Source organism: Stutzerimonas stutzeri, assembly GCF_024448715.1.
In the GTDB taxonomy this organism is placed as follows: domain Bacteria; phylum Pseudomonadota; class Gammaproteobacteria; order Pseudomonadales; family Pseudomonadaceae; genus Stutzerimonas; species Stutzerimonas stutzeri_AR.
Window position 1 is genome coordinate 107,057 of the sequence record NZ_JAMOHZ010000004.1, and the last position, 20,251, is coordinate 127,307.

General features: G+C 63.3%; 19 protein-coding genes. 14 read left to right on the forward strand and 5 right to left on the reverse strand.

Going from position 1 to position 20,251, the window contains the following annotated elements:
* Nucleotides 1-148: 148 nt before the first annotated feature.
* The 9 genes from gspE to NAV33_RS10105 all read left to right on the forward strand — a co-directional run bounded on the left by gspE (nucleotide 149) and on the right by NAV33_RS10105 (nucleotide 7,712).
* A complete protein-coding gene (gene gspE / locus NAV33_RS10065; protein ID WP_423836663.1) occupies nucleotides 149-1,663 on the forward strand; it encodes a type II secretion system ATPase GspE in 1,515 nt (504 codons plus the stop codon).
* A 78-nt stretch (nucleotides 1,664-1,741) separates the two neighbouring features.
* On the forward strand, nucleotides 1,742-2,956 hold the full coding sequence (xcpS, locus tag NAV33_RS10070; RefSeq protein ID WP_255979543.1) for a GspF family T2SS innner membrane protein variant XcpS: 1,215 nt from the start codon (nucleotides 1,742-1,744) through the stop codon (nucleotides 2,954-2,956).
* 5 nt (nucleotides 2,957-2,961) lie between these two features.
* Nucleotides 2,962-3,396 (forward strand): type II secretion system major pseudopilin GspG, encoded by a 435-nt coding sequence (gene gspG / locus NAV33_RS10075; RefSeq protein WP_255979545.1) that lies wholly within the window; start codon nucleotides 2,962-2,964, stop codon nucleotides 3,394-3,396.
* Nucleotides 3,397-3,399: 3 nt separating this feature from the next.
* A complete protein-coding gene (gene gspH, locus NAV33_RS10080) occupies nucleotides 3,400-3,975 on the forward strand; it encodes a type II secretion system minor pseudopilin GspH (RefSeq protein ID WP_255979547.1) in 576 nt (191 codons plus the stop codon).
* Nucleotides 3,972-4,373 (forward strand): type II secretion system minor pseudopilin GspI, encoded by a 402-nt coding sequence (gspI, locus tag NAV33_RS10085; RefSeq protein WP_272887303.1) that lies wholly within the window; start codon nucleotides 3,972-3,974, stop codon nucleotides 4,371-4,373. The genes gspH and gspI overlap by 4 nt, the downstream gene beginning before the upstream one ends.
* Complete coding sequence (gspJ, locus tag NAV33_RS10090) at nucleotides 4,373-5,077, forward strand: type II secretion system minor pseudopilin GspJ (protein WP_255979549.1); 705 nt, start codon at nucleotides 4,373-4,375, stop codon at nucleotides 5,075-5,077. Before gspI ends, gspJ begins: the two co-directional genes overlap by 1 nt.
* A complete protein-coding gene (gspK, locus tag NAV33_RS10095; protein ID WP_255979551.1) occupies nucleotides 5,074-6,057 on the forward strand; it encodes a type II secretion system minor pseudopilin GspK in 984 nt (327 codons plus the stop codon). The genes gspJ and gspK overlap by 4 nt, the downstream gene beginning before the upstream one ends.
* 3 nt (nucleotides 6,058-6,060) lie before the next feature.
* Complete coding sequence (gene gspL, locus NAV33_RS10100) at nucleotides 6,061-7,203, forward strand: type II secretion system protein GspL (RefSeq protein WP_255979553.1); 1,143 nt, start codon at nucleotides 6,061-6,063, stop codon at nucleotides 7,201-7,203.
* A complete protein-coding gene (locus tag NAV33_RS10105; RefSeq protein WP_255979555.1) occupies nucleotides 7,200-7,712 on the forward strand; it encodes a type II secretion system protein M in 513 nt (170 codons plus the stop codon). Before gspL ends, NAV33_RS10105 begins: the two co-directional genes overlap by 4 nt.
* 83 nt (nucleotides 7,713-7,795) lie before the next feature.
* Here the strand turns inward: NAV33_RS10105 and NAV33_RS10110 are convergent, their stop codons facing one another.
* The 3 genes from NAV33_RS10110 to NAV33_RS10120 form a co-directional block, all read right to left on the reverse strand.
* Nucleotides 7,796-9,199 (reverse strand): aminoacyl-tRNA deacylase and HDOD domain-containing protein, encoded by a 1,404-nt coding sequence (locus tag NAV33_RS10110; protein ID WP_255979557.1) that lies wholly within the window; start codon nucleotides 9,197-9,199, stop codon nucleotides 7,796-7,798.
* Nucleotides 9,200-9,273: 74 nt separating this feature from the next.
* The gene (gene recG / locus NAV33_RS10115; RefSeq protein ID WP_255979559.1) at nucleotides 9,274-11,349 is read right to left on the reverse strand and encodes an ATP-dependent DNA helicase RecG; all 2,076 of its coding nucleotides are present in this window, start codon (nucleotides 11,347-11,349) and stop codon (nucleotides 9,274-9,276) included.
* A 3-nt stretch (nucleotides 11,350-11,352) separates the two neighbouring features.
* Nucleotides 11,353-12,273, reverse strand: a complete 921-nt coding sequence (locus NAV33_RS10120) for a hydrogen peroxide-inducible genes activator (protein ID WP_255979561.1) — start codon at nucleotides 12,271-12,273, stop codon at nucleotides 11,353-11,355.
* Between the two features lie 168 nt (nucleotides 12,274-12,441).
* Between NAV33_RS10120 and NAV33_RS10125 the strand changes: the two genes are divergently transcribed.
* The 4 genes from NAV33_RS10125 (at nucleotide 12,442) to NAV33_RS10140 (ending at nucleotide 17,298) form a co-directional block, all read left to right on the forward strand.
* Nucleotides 12,442-13,302 carry an NAD-dependent epimerase/dehydratase family protein gene (locus NAV33_RS10125; protein WP_255979563.1) on the forward strand — a complete coding sequence of 287 codons (861 nt, stop codon included), beginning with the start codon at nucleotides 12,442-12,444 and terminating at the stop codon, nucleotides 13,300-13,302.
* A gap of 357 nt (nucleotides 13,303-13,659) precedes the next feature.
* The gene (locus tag NAV33_RS10130) at nucleotides 13,660-14,832 is read left to right on the forward strand and encodes a zinc-dependent alcohol dehydrogenase (RefSeq protein WP_255979565.1); all 1,173 of its coding nucleotides are present in this window, start codon (nucleotides 13,660-13,662) and stop codon (nucleotides 14,830-14,832) included.
* Nucleotides 14,833-14,903: 71 nt separating this feature from the next.
* Nucleotides 14,904-15,428 (forward strand): transcriptional regulator, encoded by a 525-nt coding sequence (locus NAV33_RS10135; RefSeq protein WP_255979567.1) that lies wholly within the window; start codon nucleotides 14,904-14,906, stop codon nucleotides 15,426-15,428.
* A 937-nt stretch (nucleotides 15,429-16,365) separates the two neighbouring features.
* A complete protein-coding gene (locus NAV33_RS10140; protein WP_255979569.1) occupies nucleotides 16,366-17,298 on the forward strand; it encodes an AEC family transporter in 933 nt (310 codons plus the stop codon).
* 56 nt (nucleotides 17,299-17,354) lie between these two features.
* On the opposite strand, the gene NAV33_RS10145 is transcribed toward NAV33_RS10140, so the two are convergent.
* Nucleotides 17,355-18,302, reverse strand: coding sequence for a methyltransferase (locus NAV33_RS10145; protein WP_255979571.1), 948 nt, complete (start codon nucleotides 18,300-18,302; stop codon nucleotides 17,355-17,357).
* Between the two features lie 28 nt (nucleotides 18,303-18,330).
* Nucleotides 18,331-19,782, reverse strand: a complete 1,452-nt coding sequence (locus NAV33_RS10150; protein ID WP_255979573.1) for an iron-containing redox enzyme family protein — start codon at nucleotides 19,780-19,782, stop codon at nucleotides 18,331-18,333.
* A 190-nt stretch (nucleotides 19,783-19,972) separates the two neighbouring features.
* Here NAV33_RS10150 and NAV33_RS10155 point away from each other — a divergent pair, with 190 nt between their 5' ends.
* Nucleotides 19,973-20,182: a hypothetical protein gene (locus NAV33_RS10155; protein ID WP_255979575.1), complete on the forward strand. Its 210-nt coding sequence runs from the start codon at nucleotides 19,973-19,975 to the stop codon at nucleotides 20,180-20,182.
* The last annotated feature ends 69 nt before the right edge of the window (nucleotides 20,183-20,251 follow it).

Sequence of the window (20,251 nt, forward strand, 5' to 3'; positions counted from 1 at the left end):
TGCCGTTTTGCGGCTGACCCGGTTCGACAGCCTGGAAAAAACTGTCGAAGGTTTGCAATGTCATGCATTCCTTGTAGTCCAAAGCTGTTGGTTGCGCCGGCTTTGGACGCCGACGAACTTCGATTGCATTACTCGTGAGAAATTCAGCATGGCCGAATTGGACGTGAACGAGATGACCGCTCTGCTGGAGGACCCTGTTCAGCGGCGCCTGCCCTTCGCCTTCGCTCGGCGTCATGGAGTGATTCTGCTGGATCGCCCCGAAGGCCTGCGCCTATGCGCGCGCGAGGGCGCACCGCTCACTGCGCTGCAGGAGGCGCAGCGCGTCGCCGGCGGTCCGTTGGCGATGCAGTGGTTGGCGCAGGAGGAATTCGAGCAAGCGTTGAGCGCGGCCTACCAGCACGACTCGTCAGCGGCGATGCTGATGGTCGAGGGGTTGGGCGACGAGATGGACCTGCACAGCCTGGCCGACCAGATTCAGGAAACCGAGGACCTGCTCGAACAGGAAGACGATGCGCCGATCATTCGTCTGATCAACGCCATTCTCGGCGAGGCGATCAAGGAAAACGCCTCGGATATCCACGTCGAAACCTTCGAGAAACGCCTGGTAATCCGCTTCCGCATCGATGGCATCTTGCGCGAAGTGGTGCAGCCTAAGCGCGAGCTGGCGGCGTTGCTGGTGTCGCGGATCAAGGTCATGGCGCGGCTCGACATCGCCGAGAAGCGCATCCCCCAGGACGGTCGTATTTCCTTGCGCGTCGGTGGTCGCGAAGTGGACATCCGCGTCTCGACGCTGCCTTCGGCCAATGGCGAGCGGGTGGTGCTGCGTCTGCTCGACAAGCAGGCAGGGCGCCTGACCCTACGCCATCTGGGCATGAGCGACCGCGACCGGAAAGTAATGGAACAGGCGGTGCAGAAGCCGCACGGCATCATCCTCGTCACCGGTCCGACCGGCTCGGGCAAGACCACAACGCTGTACGCCAGCCTGGTCACCCTCAACGACCGCACGCGCAACATTCTCACCGTCGAGGACCCGATCGAATACAACCTCGAGGGCATTGGCCAAACTCAGGTCAACACCAAGGTCGACATGACCTTCGCCCGTGGCTTGCGCGCCATTTTGCGTCAGGACCCGGACGTGGTGATGGTTGGCGAAATCCGCGACCAGGAGACTGCCGACATGGCCGTGCAGGCCTCGCTTACCGGCCACCTGGTGCTCTCGACGCTGCACACCAACAGCGCCATTGGTGCGGTGACGCGACTGGTCGATATGGGCGTCGAGCCGTTCCTGATTTCCTCGTCGCTGCTCGGCGTACTGGCCCAGCGCCTTGTCCGCGTGCTGTGTAATGACTGCAAACGCGCCTACATCGCCGACGAAGCCGAATGTGCCCTGTTCGGCCTCGATCCGAGCGAGGCGCCGACGCTGTATCACGCCGAGGGTTGCGACGTCTGCCGCCAGCTGGGATATCGCGGGCGGACCGGTATTTACGAGTTGGTCATGTTCGACGACGCCCTGCGCAGCATGATCCATACCCGTGCGCCCGAGCAGGACATGCTTCGCCATGCCCGACGCCTCGGGCCGAGCATTCGCGAAGACGGTCTGCGCAAAGTGCGTGAAGGCGTGACCACCATCGAAGAAGTGTTGCGCGTGACGCGCGAGGAATGAGATGAACGCCATTGATTGGCATGCGCTAAACGGATCGGGCTACGGGAGCGATGGCCGGCTTTGCGGAGGCCATGCCTGATGGCCGCCTTCGAATACCTGGCCCTTGACCCGCGCGGTCGCGAGCAAAAAGGCCTGATCGAGGCCGATAGCCCGCGCCAGGCTCGTCAATTGCTGCGTGAGAAGCAATGGTCCCCGCTGGAGGTCAAGCAGGCCAAGGCCAAGGAGGACAGCGGCGGCGGTGGCTTCGCCTTCGGTCGTGGGCTTTCGGCACGTGATCTGGCGCTGGTGACCCGTCAACTTTCCACCCTTGTCCAAGCCGCGCTGCCCATCGAAGAAGCCCTGCGTGCCGCGGCTGCGCAATCGACGTCGCAGAAGATCAAATCAATGCTGCTGGCGGTGCGGGCGCGAGTGATGGAGGGCCACAGCCTGGCCGGGTCGCTGCGCGAGTATCCGTCGGCGTTTCCCGAGCTGTACCGCGCCACTGTCGCGGCGGGCGAGCACGCCGGCCATCTCGGGCTGGTGCTCGACCAACTGGCCGATTACACCGATCAACGCCAGCAATCACGGCAGAAGATTCAGCTGGCGCTGTTGTATCCGGTGATCCTGCTGGTGGCCTCGCTGGCCATCGTGGTGCTTCTGCTGGGCTATGTGGTGCCGGATGTGGTCAAGGTTTTCGTCAATACCGGCCAGGCACTACCGGCGCTGACCACCGGGCTGATCGCCGTCAGTGAGGCGGTGCAGCGTTGGGGCTGGCTGATGCTTATCGTAATCGTCGCGGCTGGCGTAGCCATGCGCCAGGCGCTGCGCGACGAGAAGATCAAGCGCCGCTGGCACGCCTTCATCCTGCGCATTCCGCTGGTGGGGCGCCTGGCCCGGGCGACCAATACCGCGCGTTTCGCCTCGACCTTGGCAATCCTCACCCGCAGCGGTGTGCCACTTGTGGACGCGCTGGGCATCGCCGCCGCGGTAATCGCCAACCTGCGCATTCGCGACAAGGTCATCGAGGCTGCGCAGCGGGTGCGCGAAGGCGGCAGTCTGACCCGCGCGCTGGATGCCACCGGCGAATTCCCGCCGATGATGCTGCACATGATCGCCAGCGGCGAGAAATCCGGCGAGCTCGATCAGATGCTCGCCCGCACCGCGCGCAATCAGGAAAACGACCTGGCGGCGCAGGTCTCGCTACTGGTGGGGCTTTTCGAACCCTTCATGCTGGTATTCATGGGTGCTGTGGTATTGGTGATCGTCCTGGCGATCCTGCTGCCGATCCTTTCTCTCAATCAACTGGTGGGCTAGTGAGCATGACGTTGAACGAACGCAAACAGAGTGGCTTTACCCTCATCGAAATCATGGTGGTGGTGGTGATCCTCGGGATTCTCGCCGCGCTGGTGGTGCCGCAGGTGATGAACCGACCGGATCAGGCCAAGGTGACCGTGGCCAAGGGGGACATCAAGGCCATCGGCGCCGCCCTCGACATGTATAAGCTGGATAACTACTCCTACCCCAGCACCCAGCAAGGTCTCGATGCGCTGGTGGAAAAACCCGGCGGCAACCCGCAGCCGAAGAACTGGAACCGCGACGGTTACCTCAAGCGTGTACCCAAGGACCCTTGGGGCAACGACTACCAATACCTGTCGCCGGGCACTCAAGGGCAATTCGACCTGTACTCCTACGGTGCCGATGGCAAGCAGGGCGGTTCGGATCTGAACGCGGATATCGGTAGCTGGGACCTTTAATCGATGCCTCGGGCGCGCCGGGACGGCGGCTTCACGCTGATCGAGTTGCTGGTAGTGATCGTCATCCTCGGCAGCCTGGTGGGCCTGGCTGTGTTGTCCATCGGCAGCACCAGCTCATCGCGCGATATACGCGACGAAGCGCAACGTTTGGCGACGCTGATCAGCCTGATGGCCGACGAAGCCGTGCTCGATAGCCGTGAATACGGCCTGTTGATCAATCGCGACGGCTATCGGGTGATGCATTACGACGAGGCCGAGACGCGCTGGCGCGATGCCGGCGACAGCGAGGCGCACCAGCCGCCAGAGTGGATACGTCTGGAACTGGAACTCGATGGCACACCGCTGAAGTTGGTGGCGCCGGTCAAGCGCGAGGACGATCCTATTGGCCTTTCCGACGACGAAGACCGCGAGCGCCAACGTGCGCCACGCGTGCAGCCGCAGCTGTTGATCCTGTCGAGCGGCGAGTTATCGCCGTTTACCCTGACACTGTCTGACCAACGACCGGGAGGTAGCAGCTGGATCGTCTCCAGCGACGGTTTCCGCATGCCCCGTGCCGAACCGCTGGAAGAGCGCCGATGAGCAAAGACCTGCCGCGATCGCGCGGTTTCACCCTGCTGGAGGTGCTGGTCGCATTGGCGATCTTCGCCATTGTCGCGGCGGTCGTATTGACCGCCGCCGGCCGTAGCGTGAACAACGCCGGACGGCTGGAAGCGCTGACCCTGGCGGGCTGGATCGCCGACAACCGCCTCACCGAGTTGCAACTGCAACAACCGGCCCCGGACATCGGTCGCGAAGACCAGGAACTGGAGTTCGCTGGTCGGCAGTGGCAGACGCTCAGCGAAGTGGAAACCAGCGGAACGCCCGGCCTGTTGCGTATCCGCGTCTGGGTTGCGGCGGCCGAATCGCGCGGCGGCGATGGTTCGATCGCCGAGCGCGCGGTAACCAGCCTCACCGGCTTCGTCGGGGTCGATCCGTGATGCGTCGCGCCGTGGCGGGCTTCACCCTGCTGGAGCTGTTGATTGCCATCGCCCTGTTCGCACTGCTGGGCCTGGCGACCTACCGGATGCTCGAAGCCGTGTTGCGCAGCGATGAAGTGGTGCGCGCGCAGGATGCTCAGCTGCGCCAGCTCAGCCGCGCGATCTGGAGCCTCGAACGCGACCTGATCCAGGCCGTGCCGCGGCCGGTTCGCGATGGTTATGGCGACCAGCAGAATGCCTTCATTGGCCAGTTGGCGGGTGTCGAGGACGGCGTCGCCCTTGAGCTGACCCGCAGCGGTTGGCGCAACCCCACCGGGATGCGTCGCGCCAATCTCCAACGGGTGCGTTGGCGCCTCACCGGGGACAACCTGGAGCGGCTTTACTGGGTCGTGCTCGATCGCGATGTGGACAGCCAGCCGCGCGTGCAGCGGGTGCTGGACGATGTGCTCGAGTTGCGTTTGCGCTACCTGGACGCGGAAAACAGCTGGCACGAGGAATGGCCGCCGTTCGATTTTGGCCGTGGCAACCCGGAAGAGCAGGCCCGGCGTCTTCCGGCTGCCGTAGAGTTCTCGTTCGATCATCAGCGTTACGGCACGATTACACGCCTGCTGCGTCTACCCGACGGCCCGACAGCAGCCCCCGACTTTGTCCAGCCGGATTCCCAGGGCGTGCCCGAACCGGTGCCCGAGGATGAACTGCAATGAAGGCCCAGCGCGGCGTCGCGCTGATCACCGTATTGCTGGTAGTGGCCATCGTCACTGTGGTCTGCGCCGGCATGATTGCCCGTCAGCAGTTGTCTATCCGCGGCACCGCCAATCAGTCGCAAGCGCGTCAGGCCTGGCACTACGCCCTGGGCGGCGAAGCCCTGGCGCAGTCGATCCTGCGTCGCGATCTGCAGGCGACCGGCAACGGCACCGGCGTGCCTGCCGTCGATCATTTGCTGGAGCCCTGGGCGTTGCCGCAGCCGGCCTACGATCTCGACGAGGGCCAAGGCCAGGTGGAGATCCGTATCGAAGACTTGGCCGGTCGCTTCAACCTCAACAGCCTGGTGCAGGAGCAACAGCCGAATGCGGCCGCGTTGGCGCAGTTCCGTCGATTGCTGCTGCGTCTGCAGATCACCGAGCCTTACGCCGAGCGACTCCAGGATTGGCTGGACAGCGATCAGCAGCCCAGCGGCGAACTGGGTGCCGAGGACAATGCCTATCTGTTGCTCGATCCCCCTTACCGCACGGCCGGGAATCGTCTTGAGGATCTGTCCGAGCTGCGTTTGCTGCTCGACATGCGCGACGAGGATTTTCAGCGGTTGGCGCCCTATGTCAGCGTGCTACCGGCGGATACCCCATTGAACGTCAACACCGCCAGCGCAATGGTACTGTCGAGCCTCGCCGACAACCTCAGCCCGAGCGCTGCCGAAGGTTTGGTGCAGGCTCGGCAGGCTGGTGGTTTTCGCGATGTGGCGACCTTCATGGCGCAACCGGCGCTTGGCGGTGTCCAACTGCAGGGCACCAACATCGCGGTGACCAGTCAATTCTTCCAGGCCATCAGCGAAGTGCGCCTGGCCGACCGCCGGCTGGCCCTGGTGAGTCGGCTGCGGCGCGAAGAAAACGGGGAAGTACGCGTGCTTCAGCGAAACCTGGGACAGCCGCCGCGGCTGCCTCGTCCAACCAATGACGGAGATCGATAGCCGATGGACTGCCTGTTTCTGCCCGCCGATTGCGGCGCCCGGCTCGGCCCCGATACTCAGGTCTACTGGCTATCGGGCGAGGGCGAAGGTGGCTGGGTAACGTTGGCAACCTGTGCCGAGCGGGCGCTCGCCGCGGTGACGCTGGTCTTGCCGGCTGAAGTTTGCAGCTACTTTGCGGTGAATCTGCCGACGCGCAAGGCACGCTGGATCAGCCAGGCGCTGGCCTACGCCGTGGAGGAACTGCTTGCGGAGAGCGTCGACGACCTGCACCTGACGCACGGCGATGCGTTGGAAGACGGCCGCCGCAGGGTCATCGCGATCCGCCGCCAGCTGCTGGCCGATTGGCTGGAGGATCTGCAAGCGCTGGGACTGACGATTGTCGCGATTCATGTCGATGCCGATCTGCTGCCACGCGACGGCACCCAGTTGCTGTTTATCGATGGGCGCGCCCTGTTGGGTGGCAGTCCAGAAGCCAGGCTGGCGTTCGACAGCAACCAATGGCCGGATCTCGCCGCTCAGTGCCCCGCGCCTCGTCACGGCCATGGCACCCACGCCGAAGCGCCCGAACCACTCGACGACTACCAGCAACTGGACGACCCCTACCGTTTTCTTGCATCGGGACGCGCGGGTGCGTTGAATCTGGCCCAGGGCGATTTTGCCGTGCAGGCCGCAGGCAGCGGGCTAGGCCAGTGGAAGCCGGTGCTGATCGTGCTTGCGCTGGTTCTGGCGGTGCAGTTGGTGTTCAACCTGATCCAGGCCTGGTCGCTGGACGGCCAGGCCGAGCGCTACGCCGAAGCTAGCCATGCGCTCTATACCGAGCTGTTCCCCGAGGACCGTCGCATCGTCAACTTGCGCGCGCAGTTCGACGAACACATCGGCCAGAGCGCTGGCACCTCGGCCGGATTCATGCGCCTGCTCGACGAAGTGGCGCTGGCCATGGCCGAGGGTATTCCGGTGTCGATCAGTCAGCTTGACTATAACGAAGCCCGCGGCGACCTCGCGTTGCAGGTACGCGCCAGCGACTTTGCGGCGCTGGAGCAACTGCGCCAGCGCTTGGGCGAAACCGGTGAAAGCGTTCAACTGGGCTCGGCCAGCCGTGACGGCGATGCCGTCAGTGCTCGCGTGGTGATTGGAGGCCGGGGATGAATCTGAAACAACAGATGCAGGTACGTCTCGCCGAATCACCGTTGTGGCTGCGCTGGCAGCGTCTGCAGCCCCGCGAGCGTCTGTCGCTGACCCTGCTCGGTGCCTTCCTGCTGGTGGTCCTGTTTTATGTGCTGCTCTGGCAGCCGGCGCAGCAGCGGGTGCGCGACACGCAAATGTATTTTCAGCAGCAACGTGAGCTGTACGCCTATCTGGAGCAAAACACCGAATTGGCCCGGCAGATGTCGCGAAGCAATCCTGTATCGCTGGCGCCCGAGCAGCTGCAAGGTCTGGTGACCCAAAGCGCGCAGCAGAGCGGTTTGACCATCGAAAGCTTCGACAACGGCAATGACGGTAGCCTGCAGGTGACCTTGCCCAGCGCTTCCTACGCGACACTGCTGCGCTGGTTCGATGAACTACAGGCGGCGGGCGCAAGCCTCGCCGAGGTCAGCATCAGTCAAGTTGGTGATGGTCTGGTGGATGCAAGGGTGAGCTTTCGCGCCGGCGGCTAGCGCCGTGGCACCTAGGAGATATCCAGTTCCCGCGCGGCAGCGTCACGATTGGCGCTGCCGCGCTGCCTGGATCAGTACGGCGGTCACTGCGCCGGATGGATCTGCATCGCCAGGGCGCGCAGCGCGGCTTCGGCATCGAGCACCTTGTTCACCACGTCGTTGGCTTTCTCGCGGCTCAGGCCGAGGCGATCGAACAGCCCTTGCGGAATCTCGCTGTAGAGCCCGGAGCCAATGCCACGGTTGCGCAGCAGGCGTATCGCCAGGCAGACCAGATTGGCGTGACCGGCATGCTCGCCTTGGTAATCCGGGTCGTGCTGGAAGCGCAGCGCGGTCGACAACTCGTCCGGCATGCCCCAGTAGCGCATCAGCCAAGCGCCGATCTGCTCGCGCGTAATGCCCAACAGATGCTGTTCGATGACGCTGTGGTTCAGGTGCGGGTTGACCTCCAAATGCCGGCAGATCAGCGAAAAATGCGGCGGGAACACATGCGCGAGCACCAGATAGCCGAAATTGTGCAGCAATCCCGCCAAATAGCTGATCCCGGCTTCCGGCCGTTGGGTGCGCGGGATGGCGCGGTTCAGGCCTTCGATTACCGCTGCCGTGTAAATCGCCTGCTGCCAGTACGGCGTTGCCTGCTGCGGCTGGTCCTTGGGCAGGCTCAGGGTCTTGCCCAATGCCAGGCCCAGCGCCAGGTTGATCACCAGATCGAAACCGAGGACGCGCACGATGGCGTCTTCCACCGAGCGGATCTTGCCGGGCGCGGCGTAGTAGGGCGACGCGGCCCAGCTGACCACCTGCGCAGCCAGCGCGGGATCGGTTTCGACCACGCCGGTGATGTCATCCACTGTGGCATCGGGATCGACGCGCAGTTTGATGATTTTCTGTGCCGTCTGCGCCAGCGGCGGAATCTCGATAGTTTCTTCCAGGCGCTTCTGGATACGTCGCGCCGTGAAGCTTTGCACCGCCTGGGTGATCTCTGCGCTGTCGTCGTCCGGGCGGTTGAGGTTGGGCCGGATGCCGCTCAGCGGCACGGCGAAGTGCCCGGCGCTGGCTTTGCTCAATAGCGTCTTGAAATCACTGCTGGAAAGCGCCAGCAGCAAACCTGGCTGGCCGGACTCGATCAATAGCTCCGGCTGTTGCAGCAGTCGTTCCTCATACAGGCAGGGCGAGCTGGTCAGCGGCGGCAGACCGGGCAGCACCTGCAGGTCGTGCTTGGCCAGCATGCGTGTCAACCGGTCGGGCTTGACGGCTACCAGCTGGCGCCCGGTCAGTTCCACCAGGCCTGGCAGATCGAGCAAATGATCGCGAGGATAAAGCACCAGCAGCGCGCCGATGGCATCGTCAACCAATACCGCCTGCACGCGCCTGGCCGGGTCCAGTCCCGATTGCTCTTCACAGGTGCGATAAGGAAGCGCCAGTTTGTCCAGAAGCTGGACGATCATTGGCGGAAGCGAAATTTCTTTTGTTGTATCGACAGCCGAGTTCATGAGCAGATCCGTCTTATTCTCGTTCGGCGCAGTATAGCCGCAGGTTTAGTGCGGTTTGATTTTACCGACGAGCGTTAAACTTGCCCATATTGCTGGCCGTGGCGCAGCCAACGCTCCAACAGTGGGCTGACGTGTTGCGGCCAGCGTGCCAACAGCGCCTGCGCAGCGTCGCGCACGGACGGTAGCAGATCGGCATCGCGCATCAGATCGGCGACCTTGAACTGCAACAGCCCGGTTTGCCGCGTACCGAGCATTTCACCCGGACCGCGTAGCTCCAGGTCCTTCTCGGCGATGATGAAGCCGTCGCAGGTTTCGCGCATGATCGCCAGTCGTTCGCGACCGATCTGCGACAATGGAGGGTGATAGAGCAACACGCAATGGCTGGCGGCGCTGCCCCGGCCGACCCGTCCGCGCAGCTGATGCAATTGAGCGAGGCCGAGGCGTTCGGGATTCTCGATGATCATCAGGCTCGAGTTGGGTACATCGACTCCCACTTCGATCACCGTGGTCGCCACCAGCAGCTGCAGGCGGCCTTCCTTGAACTCAGCCATCACCGCGGCTTTTTCCGCCGGCTTCATGCGGCCATGGATCAGCCCGACGTTGAGCCCGCCGAGCGCCGCCGAAAGATCCTCGAACGTGGTTTCCGCTGCCTGGCAGGTCAGCTCCTCGGATTCTTCGATCAAGGTACAGACCCAATACGCCTGGCGCCCCTCATTACACGCCGAACGCACTCGCTCGATGACCTCCAGACGACGGCTGTCGGCCACCAGTACCGTATTGACCGGGGTGCGCCCGGGCGGCAGTTCGTCGAGGATCGAGGTATCCAGATCGGCATAGGCGCTCATGGCCAGCGTTCGTGGAATCGGCGTCGCGGTCATGATCAACTGGTGCGGACACAGACGGCCATCGATGCCCTTGCGTCTTAGCGCCAGCCGCTGCTGAACGCCGAACCGGTGCTGTTCGTCAATGATCACCAATGCCAGTCGCTTGAACTGCACGTCGTCCTGAAATAGCGCATGAGTGCCGACCACCATCGGTGCGCCTGCGGCGATGCGCTCCAGCGCCGCGGCGCGCGCCTTGCCCTTGAGCTTGCCAGCCAGCCAGGCGACCTCGAGGCCCAGTGGTTCGAGCCATTTGCAGAAGGTGATGAAATGCTGCTCGGCGAGAATCTCGGTCGGTGCCATCAGCGCCACCTGATAGCCGGCCTCCAGCGCCTGTAGCGCCGCGAGCGCGGCGACCACCGTCTTGCCGGCGCCGACGTCACCCTGCACCAGGCGCAGCATCGGCTCGTCCTGGGCGAGGTCATAGGCGATTTCGGCGCCAACGCGCTGCTGCGCGCCGGTGGGCTGGAAACCAAGGTTGTGCAGATAACGTTGCGGAAGCTGGCGCGCCACAGGCAGTGGCGGCGCATGCTGGGCGCGCACGCTTTCACGCAGCCGTTGCAAGGACAGCTGATGGGTAAGCAATTCCTCGAACGCCAGGCGATGCTGAGCCCAATGGCGGCCCTCGGCGAGTTCTTCGAGGTCGGCGTCTGGCGGCGGTCGATGCAGGTAGCGGATGGCCTCGTCCAGCGGGGCCAAGCGATAGTCACGCGACAGCTCTTCAGGTAGCCAGTCGGGCAGGCTGTGGGGGCCGAGCCGGGCCAGTGCTTGCTGCGTGAGTTGGCGTAGGCGCTGCTGGGTCAGGCCTTCAGTGGTCGGGTAAATGGGCGTCAGGGTCTGTTCTACCGCAACCGCGTCGGTATCGCTGAGCGCGCGATATTCCGGATGGTAAATTTCCAGTCCCGACGCGCCGGGTCGGGCTTCGCCATAGCAGCGCAGCTGGGTGCCGCGCTTGAGCCCTTCCTTCTGCGCCTGACTGAAATGGTAAAAGCGCAGGCTAAGGCTGCCGCTGCCGTCATGCAGGCGCACCAGCAGGCTACGGCGCCGGCCCATGACTACGTCGGCTCCGGTCACTGTGCCTTCGATCACTGCATCCTGGCCCGGCCGCAGCGCACCGATGGGGACGATACGGGTGCGGTCCTGGTAACGCAGGGGCAGGTGAAAGAGCACATCCTGAAGTGTTTCCAGGCCGACCTTGGCGAGCTTCTCGGCCAGCGCCGCGCCCACGCCTTTGAGTGCGGTGACCGGAACCGCCGCCAGCTCGCTCATGAATCAGTCTTTCGCGACGGGCGGCTTGGCGACTGAGCACAGGCGGATGGAGTCGGCCAGCACTTCGATAGCCCTGGGACGCGGAAAACTGGCGCGCCAGGCGATCGCTACGGTGCGGAACGGCACAGGCGGCGTGAGCGGACGAATGTCCAGCACGCCGGCGGAATAGTGATGGCTGTCGACCGCCGACAGCGGCAGGATCGACACGCCGAGGCCCGAGGCAACCATGTGACGGATGGTTTCCAGCGATGAGGACTCCACTGTGGTGTGGGTCGGCGCCTCGCCCTTGCGAGTGGTTGGGCAAGCTTCGAGGACCTGATCGCGGAAGCAGTGACCTTCGCCGAGCAGCAGCAGGCTCTTGTCGTTGAGCATCTCGGCGTCGATGGTGTCTTTTTTGGACCACGGATGGTTGGCCGGCATCAGCACGTAGAACGGCTCGTCGTACAGCGGCAGCGTCAGCACGTCCGCTTCCTGGAACGGCAGCGCGATGATGATCGCATCCAGCTCGCCGGTGCGCAGCTTGTCGCGCAGGATGTGGGTGAAGTTTTCCTCGATATACAGCGGCATGTCTGGCGCCACGCGGTGCAGCTGCGGGATCAGGTGCGGGAACATGTAAGGACCGACGGTATAGATGGCGCCGACCTTGAGCGGCGCCGCCAGCTGATTCTTGCCCGCCTGCGCCAGCTCACGGATGCTCTGTGCCTGCTCAAGGACCTTCTGCGCCTGGGTCACGATGCCTTCGCCGACCGGCGTCAGCCGCACTGCGCTCTTGGTCCGCTCGAAAATCAACACGCCAAGCTCGTCCTCGAGCTTCTTCACCCCGACCGACAGGGTGGGCTGGCTGACGTGGCAACGTTCGGCGGCGCGGCCGAAGTGTGATTCCTGGGCGAGCGTGACGATGTAGCGCAGTTCGGTCAGTGTCATAGCGTTATTCCATCAGAGTGCTGGCTAGCATAGCCTTTGCTCGTGTTCGAACCAACTGGCTCGCAGTCGTTCACTGCATGCGGAGCCAGGGCAAAACTTGTGGGGCGGCGGTACACTCCTGCAAGGCGGGCCAATTGAATGGCCTGCAAGGTTACGGAGCAACCGATCATGGCAAATCGTCCTTCAGTAATGATCGCCGGCTGCGGCGATGTCGGTATTCGTCTTGGTCTGCAGCTGAGCCGAGCGGGTTGGACGGTCTACGGCTTGCGCCGTCAGGCCGCGGGTCTGCCGGTGCCGATCTTGCCAGTGAAGGGTGATCTATCCGCCAGCGACGTTCCGCGTGGTTGGCCCAATGGCCGGTTGGATTACCTGGTGTACGCGGCATCGGCCAGTCAGCATGACGAAGCCGGTTACCGCCAGACTTATGTCGAAGGCTTGCGAAACGCTCTTGGTTGGCTGCAGCAACGCGGTCAGCGTCCCAAGCGGTTGATCTTCCTTTCCAGCACTGGCGTCTATGCGCAGAGCCAGGGGGAATGGATCGACGAGACGTCCCCCACCGAGCCCACCGGCTACACCGGCCAGGTGATGCTCGAAGCCGAGCAATTGGCGCTTGGCAGCGGTATCCCGACAACGCTGGTACGTATGGCTGGGCTTTATGATCCCGCCCGCCCGTGGATGCAGAATCAGGTCCGCGCTGGCCTGCGTGTCGATCGCGAACCGCCACAGTACGGCAATCGTGTTCATCGCGACGACGCCGCAGCGCTTCTGGCCTGTCTGCTACAGACCGATCTGCGTGGTGGCGATCTGCAGGATTGCTATCTGGGCGTCGACGACGACCCGGCGCCACTGCACGAAGTGGTCGACTGGCTACGCGAGCGGCTCGGCGTGACGCACTGGGCCGAACAGATGATGACGCGCCGCGCCGGCAGCAAGCGTTGCAGCAATGCCCGTGCGCGGGCGCTGGGCTGGACGCCGCAATATCCGAGCTATCGCAACGGCTACGCCGCGGTTCGGCCGGGCAAAGGCTGAGTCGAGGCGACAGATGCCCGCGTTGCACCTCGCAGGCATGGTGGTCGCCTAGTCGCTGCTAGCGAATCGTCCCCTAAAAGCTTCGCTAGCAAGCTAGCTCCTACAAAAGCGGGTTTCGGTCGTTTCTTGCGATGCGCGAAAAGCCTCGACGACGACAGCCCGTCGGTGATTCGGCCATCACGACAACATTTCAGGCAACTCTGCCGACGCGGCGCTTACTAAAAATTTGATAGCACGCACGCCGCGCGCCCTGCCACATGGCAGCAGTCGGGTCAGGAGCAGCTGCCGCATCGCGGCGAAGACATCAGGAAGAACCACCACGGCGGCGTTTTCGAACACCGAACCAGGAGATTTTTCATGAGAGCTCTTCGCTGGCATGGCAAGCACGATATCCGCTGCGACAATCACGTCCCGGACCCGAGCATCGAAGATCCGCGCGACGCCATCATCAAGGTCAGTTCCTGCGCCATCTGCGGCTCCGACCTGCACCTCTACGACGGCTTCATGCCCGGCATGCAGCACGGCGACATCATGGGCCACGAGTTCATGGGCGAGGTGATGGAGGTCGGCTCGGCCAATAAGAAGCTCAAGGTCGGCGACCGTGTAGTGGTGCCCTTCACCATCGTCTGCGGCGAGTGCGACCAGTGCCGACGCGGCAATTTCTCGGTCTGCGAGCGCACCAACCGCAACAAGGACGTGGCCGATAAGGTCTTCGGTCACACCACTGCGGGGCTCTACGGCTACACCCACCTCACCGGCGGCTATGCCGGTGGCCAGGCCGAATACGTCCGTGTGCCTTATGCCGATGTCGGCCCGGTCGTCATTCCAGACGGGATGACCGATGAGCAGGTACTGTTCCTCGGCGACATTCTTCCCACCGGCTGGCAGGCCGCGGCGCAATGCGACATTCAGCCCACCGACACTGTGGCCATCTGGGGTGCCGGGCCGGTCGGCCAGTTCGCCATCCGCAGCGCGGTGATGATGGGCGCTGAACAGGTGATCTGCATCGACAACGTGCCCGAGCGGCTGTCCATGGCCCGTGCCGGCGGCGCCATCACCATCAATTTCGATGAAGAGAGCGTGCTCGAACGGCTCAAGGAACTGACCCGCGGCAAAGGCCCGGAGAAGTGCATCGATTCGGTCGGCATGGAAGCGCACGCTGCGCGTTCCATCGATTCCATGTACGACCGTGCCAAGCAGGCGCTGATGCTGGAAACCGACCGCCCGCACGTACTGCGCGAGATGATCTACGTCTGCCGCCCGGCCGGCATCATCTCTATTCCGGGGGTCTACGGCGGGCTGATCGACAAAATTCCGTTCGGCGCGGCAATGAACAAGGGGCTGACCTTCCGCATGGGTCAGACCCACGTCAACCGCTGGACCGACGACCTGCTCAAGCGCATTCAGGAAGGCCAGATCGATCCGAGCTTCGTCATCACCCACAGCGTCAGCCTCGAGCAGGGGCCGGAGATGTACAAGACCTTCCGCGACAAGCACGACGGTTGCATCAAGGTCGTCCTCAAGCCCTGAGGGTTTGGCAGCGGTTCCCTGATCAGGGAACCGCGTGCCGGCATTCCCTAGCCCCGAAGGAGGGACTGAATATGAGCGTTCCACACCGCGTGACCCATACCAATCATTCGGCCCGCAGCCTCGCCCGCGGGCTCGGCTGGTTCAGCATTGGACTCGGTTTGGCCGAGGTGCTGATGCCCGGCAAACTGGCACGCTTTCTTGGCGTGCCGGAACACGAAGGGCTGATTCGCGCCTGCGGTGCGCGCGAGATCGCCACGGGTGTCGGGCTTTTGCTGACAGACAATCCCAAGCCTTGGATATATGGCCGCATCGGCGGCGATGCACTGGACTTGGCCGGGTTGGGCTTGAGCATCGAAAACGGCACTGAGCAGGTCAACGCAGCGTTGGCCGCTGGTGCCGTTGTCGGCGTTACCGCGCTGGATCTGGCCTGCGCCAGGGGGCTCGCCGAGGAGAGCCAGGAAGTTACCGAGTGGGATTACAGCGATCGCAGCGGTTTCCCCCAGGCGCCCGATGCCATGCGCGGGCGGGTCGAGGCGGAGTTTGCTGCCATGCGGGCTGAGCCTAATGGGTATAGTCCGTCGACCATGTTGCACTGAGGTTTGGTGAACGGCTGCGAAGTGCGGCGTTGGAGTTGCCCAGATTCGGGGGCTTTCCTCGCCTAGGAGTGCTGGTGATGTTGGGGTTGATATCGGATTGGCCAGTTTGATTGTTTTTGCTGGTTTGAAAGCCCGATTTCAAGCTGATTATCGAGTCGTTTGATGGCGCGGTTTCGCCCTGCTGGGCGCGTCCCTTTTGGCAGTCGCCCCAAAAGGAACCAAAAGGTCTTGCCCCTGCATCCGGGTCTCGCTTCGCTCGACTTCCCCCATTCCATCGCTGCTCCGAGGGTCGCCGCGCAAGGGCCATCCATGGCCCTTCACGGCTCTCGCGGCATCCATGCCGCTCGCCCCTCTACGCAGCGATTTCATTCGGCCTGCTGAAAGGGGCGTTCTGTGCCGCCTGCTGGATTTTCCGTCAGCAAAAAGCGAAGCGCTGTGCTTCCGTCCGTGTTTGAGCTTACAGACGATCCGGGTTTGCTCTTTTGCTTGGTTTTCCTTGCACTAGATATCAGGCGACGCGAAACGCCCCATCAGGAGGGTGAGCGGAATCGTTGCGTAGAGGGGCGAGCCGCATGGATGCGGCGAGAGCCGTAATGGGCCATGGATGGCCCTTGTACGGCGACCCTCGGAGCGGCGATGGAGTAAACGAACCCCGGCGCAGCCAGGGCCGTATGCAGGGGCACAGCGTTTTTGGTTACTTTTTCCGCGTCTGGAAAAAGTGACTCGCCCAGCAGGGCGAAACCGCGCCATCAAACGGCTCGATAATCACGGCCTGAAGCCAAAACGTTTAAACGAGCAGCAAACCCACCCAGCCCCATCACTAATTCGACAACCCGCGGAGACCTTAATTTTTGCTAAGGTTTGCCGCCGGCTCGTTCCGGCCTCCACCGTCCCCGCGCTCCCAGCCTCCTGCCGGCGCGCCTGCCGTTGAGAAACCATGTCCGCCGTAGTCAATGTCGTCCTGCCGGTCTTCGCGCTGATCTTCCTGGGATATCTGTGCCGCCGCACCGGCCGCATGGGCCCGACCGCTGCATCGGAGCTGAATCGCTTCGTGGTCTGGCTGGGGTTGCCGGCCTTGTTATTCAACGTCGTCGCCACCTCGACCTGGGCGCAGCTCTGGCAACCGGGTTTCATCACCGCTTTCGCCGTAGGCTGCCTCGGTGTGTTCGGCTTTACCCTCGGTTACCGCTTGCTGCAGAAGCAGCCCTTGGTCGATGCCAGCCTCGATGCGCTTGGCGGGTCCTACGCCAACACTGGCTACATCGGTATCCCGCTGTGCATGCTGGTGCTCGGCGACGAGGCGCTGCAGCCGGCCATGGTGGCGTCGATCATCGTGGTCTGCGTGCTGTTCGCCATCGCGCTGGCCTGTGTGGAAACCGGCTTGCACGCCGGGCAAGGATTCATCCGTACGCTGGGCAAGGTCAGCGGCGCGCTGCTGCGCAACCCGTTGGTGGTGGCGCCGTTGCTCGGTGGTCTATGGGCGATGAGCGGGGTGGCACTGCCGGTGCCGCTGGCAACGCTGCTTCAGTTGCTGGGCGCGGCGGCGGCACCCTGCGCGTTGGTCTCGCTAGGATTGTTTCTTGCCCAGCCGCAACCCGCGGGCAAGGTCACTGGGGTCTGGCCGCTGGTGACGCTGAAGCTGGTGGTCCAACCGCTGATAACCTGGTACTTGGCGTTTCAGGTCTTCGAACTGCCGACGCTCTGGGCTTATTCGGCGTTGCTGCTGAGCGCGCTGCCCACCGGCACCGGTCCTTATATGCTCGCCGAATTCTACGGCCGCGAAGGCTCGCGGGTGTCGCGGGTGGTGCTGTACTCGACGCTCGGCTCGCTGATCACCTTGTCGGTGTGCCTGGTGCTGCTGCCGGTGTAGGGTGGAAAACCGCAAAGCGTTTTCCACGCGGTGTGGGGTAACGCGCCGCACGCCACTCATTCCGCCGGCCGGGTCACTTCCAGCACCACGGCGGCGATGCGATCGCACTCGGTGTAAACGCCGTCGAGCAGCTCTTCGCCGAATACGTCCGGGTCGACTTCCCGATAGGTCCACTCCAGGCCGCGACCTTCGAGGCGCTGGCTGATTTCCCGAAGAAACGGGTCCCGATTGTCGACCATCGCCACGCCGGTATAGAGCAGCAGGGTGCCGCACGGGGCCAGGCGTTCCAGTGCACTGTCGAAGATGGCCAGCGACAGGCCCGCGCCCAGCGGGCCGCCGCCGTGGCGGTAGGCACGCTCGCTGGGGTCGATCAGATAGGGCGGGTTGGCCAGGATCAGATCGAACTCGCCCTCGACATCGTTGAGCAGGTCGCTGTGCTTGGCGCGCAGATTGTCAGCGCCAGCCAGCGCCGCGTTGATGCGAGTCAGGCGTAGCGCCGAGGGGTTGATATCCACCGCCAGCACTTCGGCATGGGGTCGCGCCAGTGCGGTAAGAATCGCACCGGCGCCCGATCCGCAACCGATGTCCACCGCGCGACGGATGTTCCCAGGGTGATTGTTCAGATGCGCTTGGATGGCATTGGCGAAGCGGTAGGTGTCTGGGCCAAAAAACACCGAATCCGGCGAATCGGTGGGGTACGCCGAATGCACGAATAACTGGCCATCGAGGCTCGACAGCCGTACCCGGCTACGCCAACGCGTGCCGCAGGGGGCGAGGACGCCGGCCTGGTCCATCAGACTAAAAACCGCTGGCGGCAGCAGCTCGTGCTGAAATGGCCGGCTCCAGCCAAAAACCCCGGCCATGTCGGTAGCGAGTTCGTTTTCGATCCGCTGGTTCACCCGCTCGTGGGTAAGTGGCGTGGGGGTGATGAAGTGATAGCCGCGCTCGCGCACTGCATGAGCCAGGTGCAGCAGTGCACGGTCCTGGGCGGTTTCGGTAGTCATGGTATTTCCCTGGCGAGGTATCGCCTTCTCAGTTGAACAGTCCAGTGAAGATGCGTGTTGCCAGCAGGCCCGCGGCGCTGTGGTGGCGAGTCGGTGCCAGCAGCGGCAATAGGTGGCGTATGCGCGCCTCGCGGGTCGGCAGCTGCGCCAATTGCTGCTCGAGCAGCTGGGTTTCCTGATCGAAATCGCTGACTGGCTGGCCCTGCGGCTGTGCTAGCGCGGGCCGGGTTGGCTGCTCGGCGAGCGTACGTCGACGACCGCTGAACTGCGCCTGGCGCTGCGCCAGCACTGGATGCGGCTTGCCACGAGTCGGCACTTGCTCTGCCAGCCAGTCGCCTGCGATCCAGTCGTGAATCAGCTGTTGCTCGTGCGCGCTGAATACTCCGAACATCGGTCCCTGTTCGCCGGTAATTAGCTGCCAAAAGCGGCTGTTCTGCGGATCTTCATGGCGCTTGATCCAGTTGCGACGCTGCAGGGTGTCAAGAAATTGCGGAATCAGCTCCGGCTTCGCCAGCCATTGATTCACGGTGCGGCCGTCGAAGCGGCAATAGTCCGAATGCACGAACTGGCCGACTGCGGCCTTCTTTTCCAGCACCCTCAATACCTCTTGCTCGGGATCGAAGCTGGCAATCACCGAGAGGGTGCTGGCACCCAGTTCATTCAGGCGATAACCGTTGATGACCCGTCGATAAAATTCCTCGCCGTCGCCGACCTGCGGCCAGGCGGCCATTAGCGCCTGAACGGCCTTCTTCGCATGGCCATTGTCAGCATTGTCGACGGTGACATGCAGCGTGAAGTAATAAGGATCGATGCCCAGCTCGGTCAGCTCGTAGGACGAGATCAGCAGGTGCAGCGGCAGCTGTTCATAGCCTAGATTGAAGCCGATCACCTCGGGCAGAAATTGCTCGGCGTGTTCGGCCAGCGCCAGCTGAATCGCGCCCTGGACGAAATTCTCGTCATCGAGGTTCTGCCAGTCGTCGCAGCCTTGGCTGGCGAGCAGCTTGCGGTAGAGCACGACATGGTTCTTTTCCGGCTGACCTTCGCCAAGCTCTTCCAGGTAGGTCTGGATCAGCGCGGTAAAACGCGCATCGTCCCAGCGTTGCAGAAGGCCGTAGAGCCAGGCGCCGTCGACCAGTTTGGTTGGCGCTACGCCCTGTAGAAAGTGCAGCGCGTGGGCCTTGCTGGAAAAGTACCGACGCGGCGCACCGGCGCGGCGCCCATCGAGATATGTCTGGTACTGGCCGCCGATTTTTGCGGTATGGCTGTCGAGCCATTCGCCGAGCCCTGCTGGGTCCTGCGGCAGGTCGCAGGGGCACGCAGACGCGGCTTCCAACTGGTTGTTGAGGTAGTCCGCCGCACTGGCACGGACGGTCTCGCTGGTCGGTGTATCGAGCAGGGCGAAATAGAGATTCCTGGAGGGCGCCGTTGTCTCGGGTGCAACGGGCAGGGCGTCTACGGGCAGGCTTCGAGTCAATTGCATAAGTTCACACGGCGGCAGTGGGGAAAAACCCCAGATGGTTTTTTGGCCATACCTGGGCGGTATTAGTTCAGCGTTTCTGCCGAATGGCCGGTCATCCGTGAAGCTATTTTGGGTGCAACTTCTGCGTCTGCTGGTCTTCCTACCTCGAGGGGCACCGAGAGTGTCCGATGATCCATCAGACGGAGGTCCCATGAATCCATCCGAGCGTGGCAAAGAAAATCTCGACACCGTTAAAGGTCGTAACGACGAGAGCGGCGATCGCACCAGCAACGGCGAAGTCGCCGGCGGCGATCGCAACGATGTGCCGGGCGGTGCCTACAACGTGCCGCCGGGCATGGCTGACGAAGTCAGCGAAGAAGACGCGCTGAAGCGGCGCCGGCAGCAGAAGCCCGAACGCTAGCGTGCATCACGGGGCGGGCAATGCTCTGCCCTGTGGTCCGACATTTTTCCCCGCTCTAATCAGAGCGCA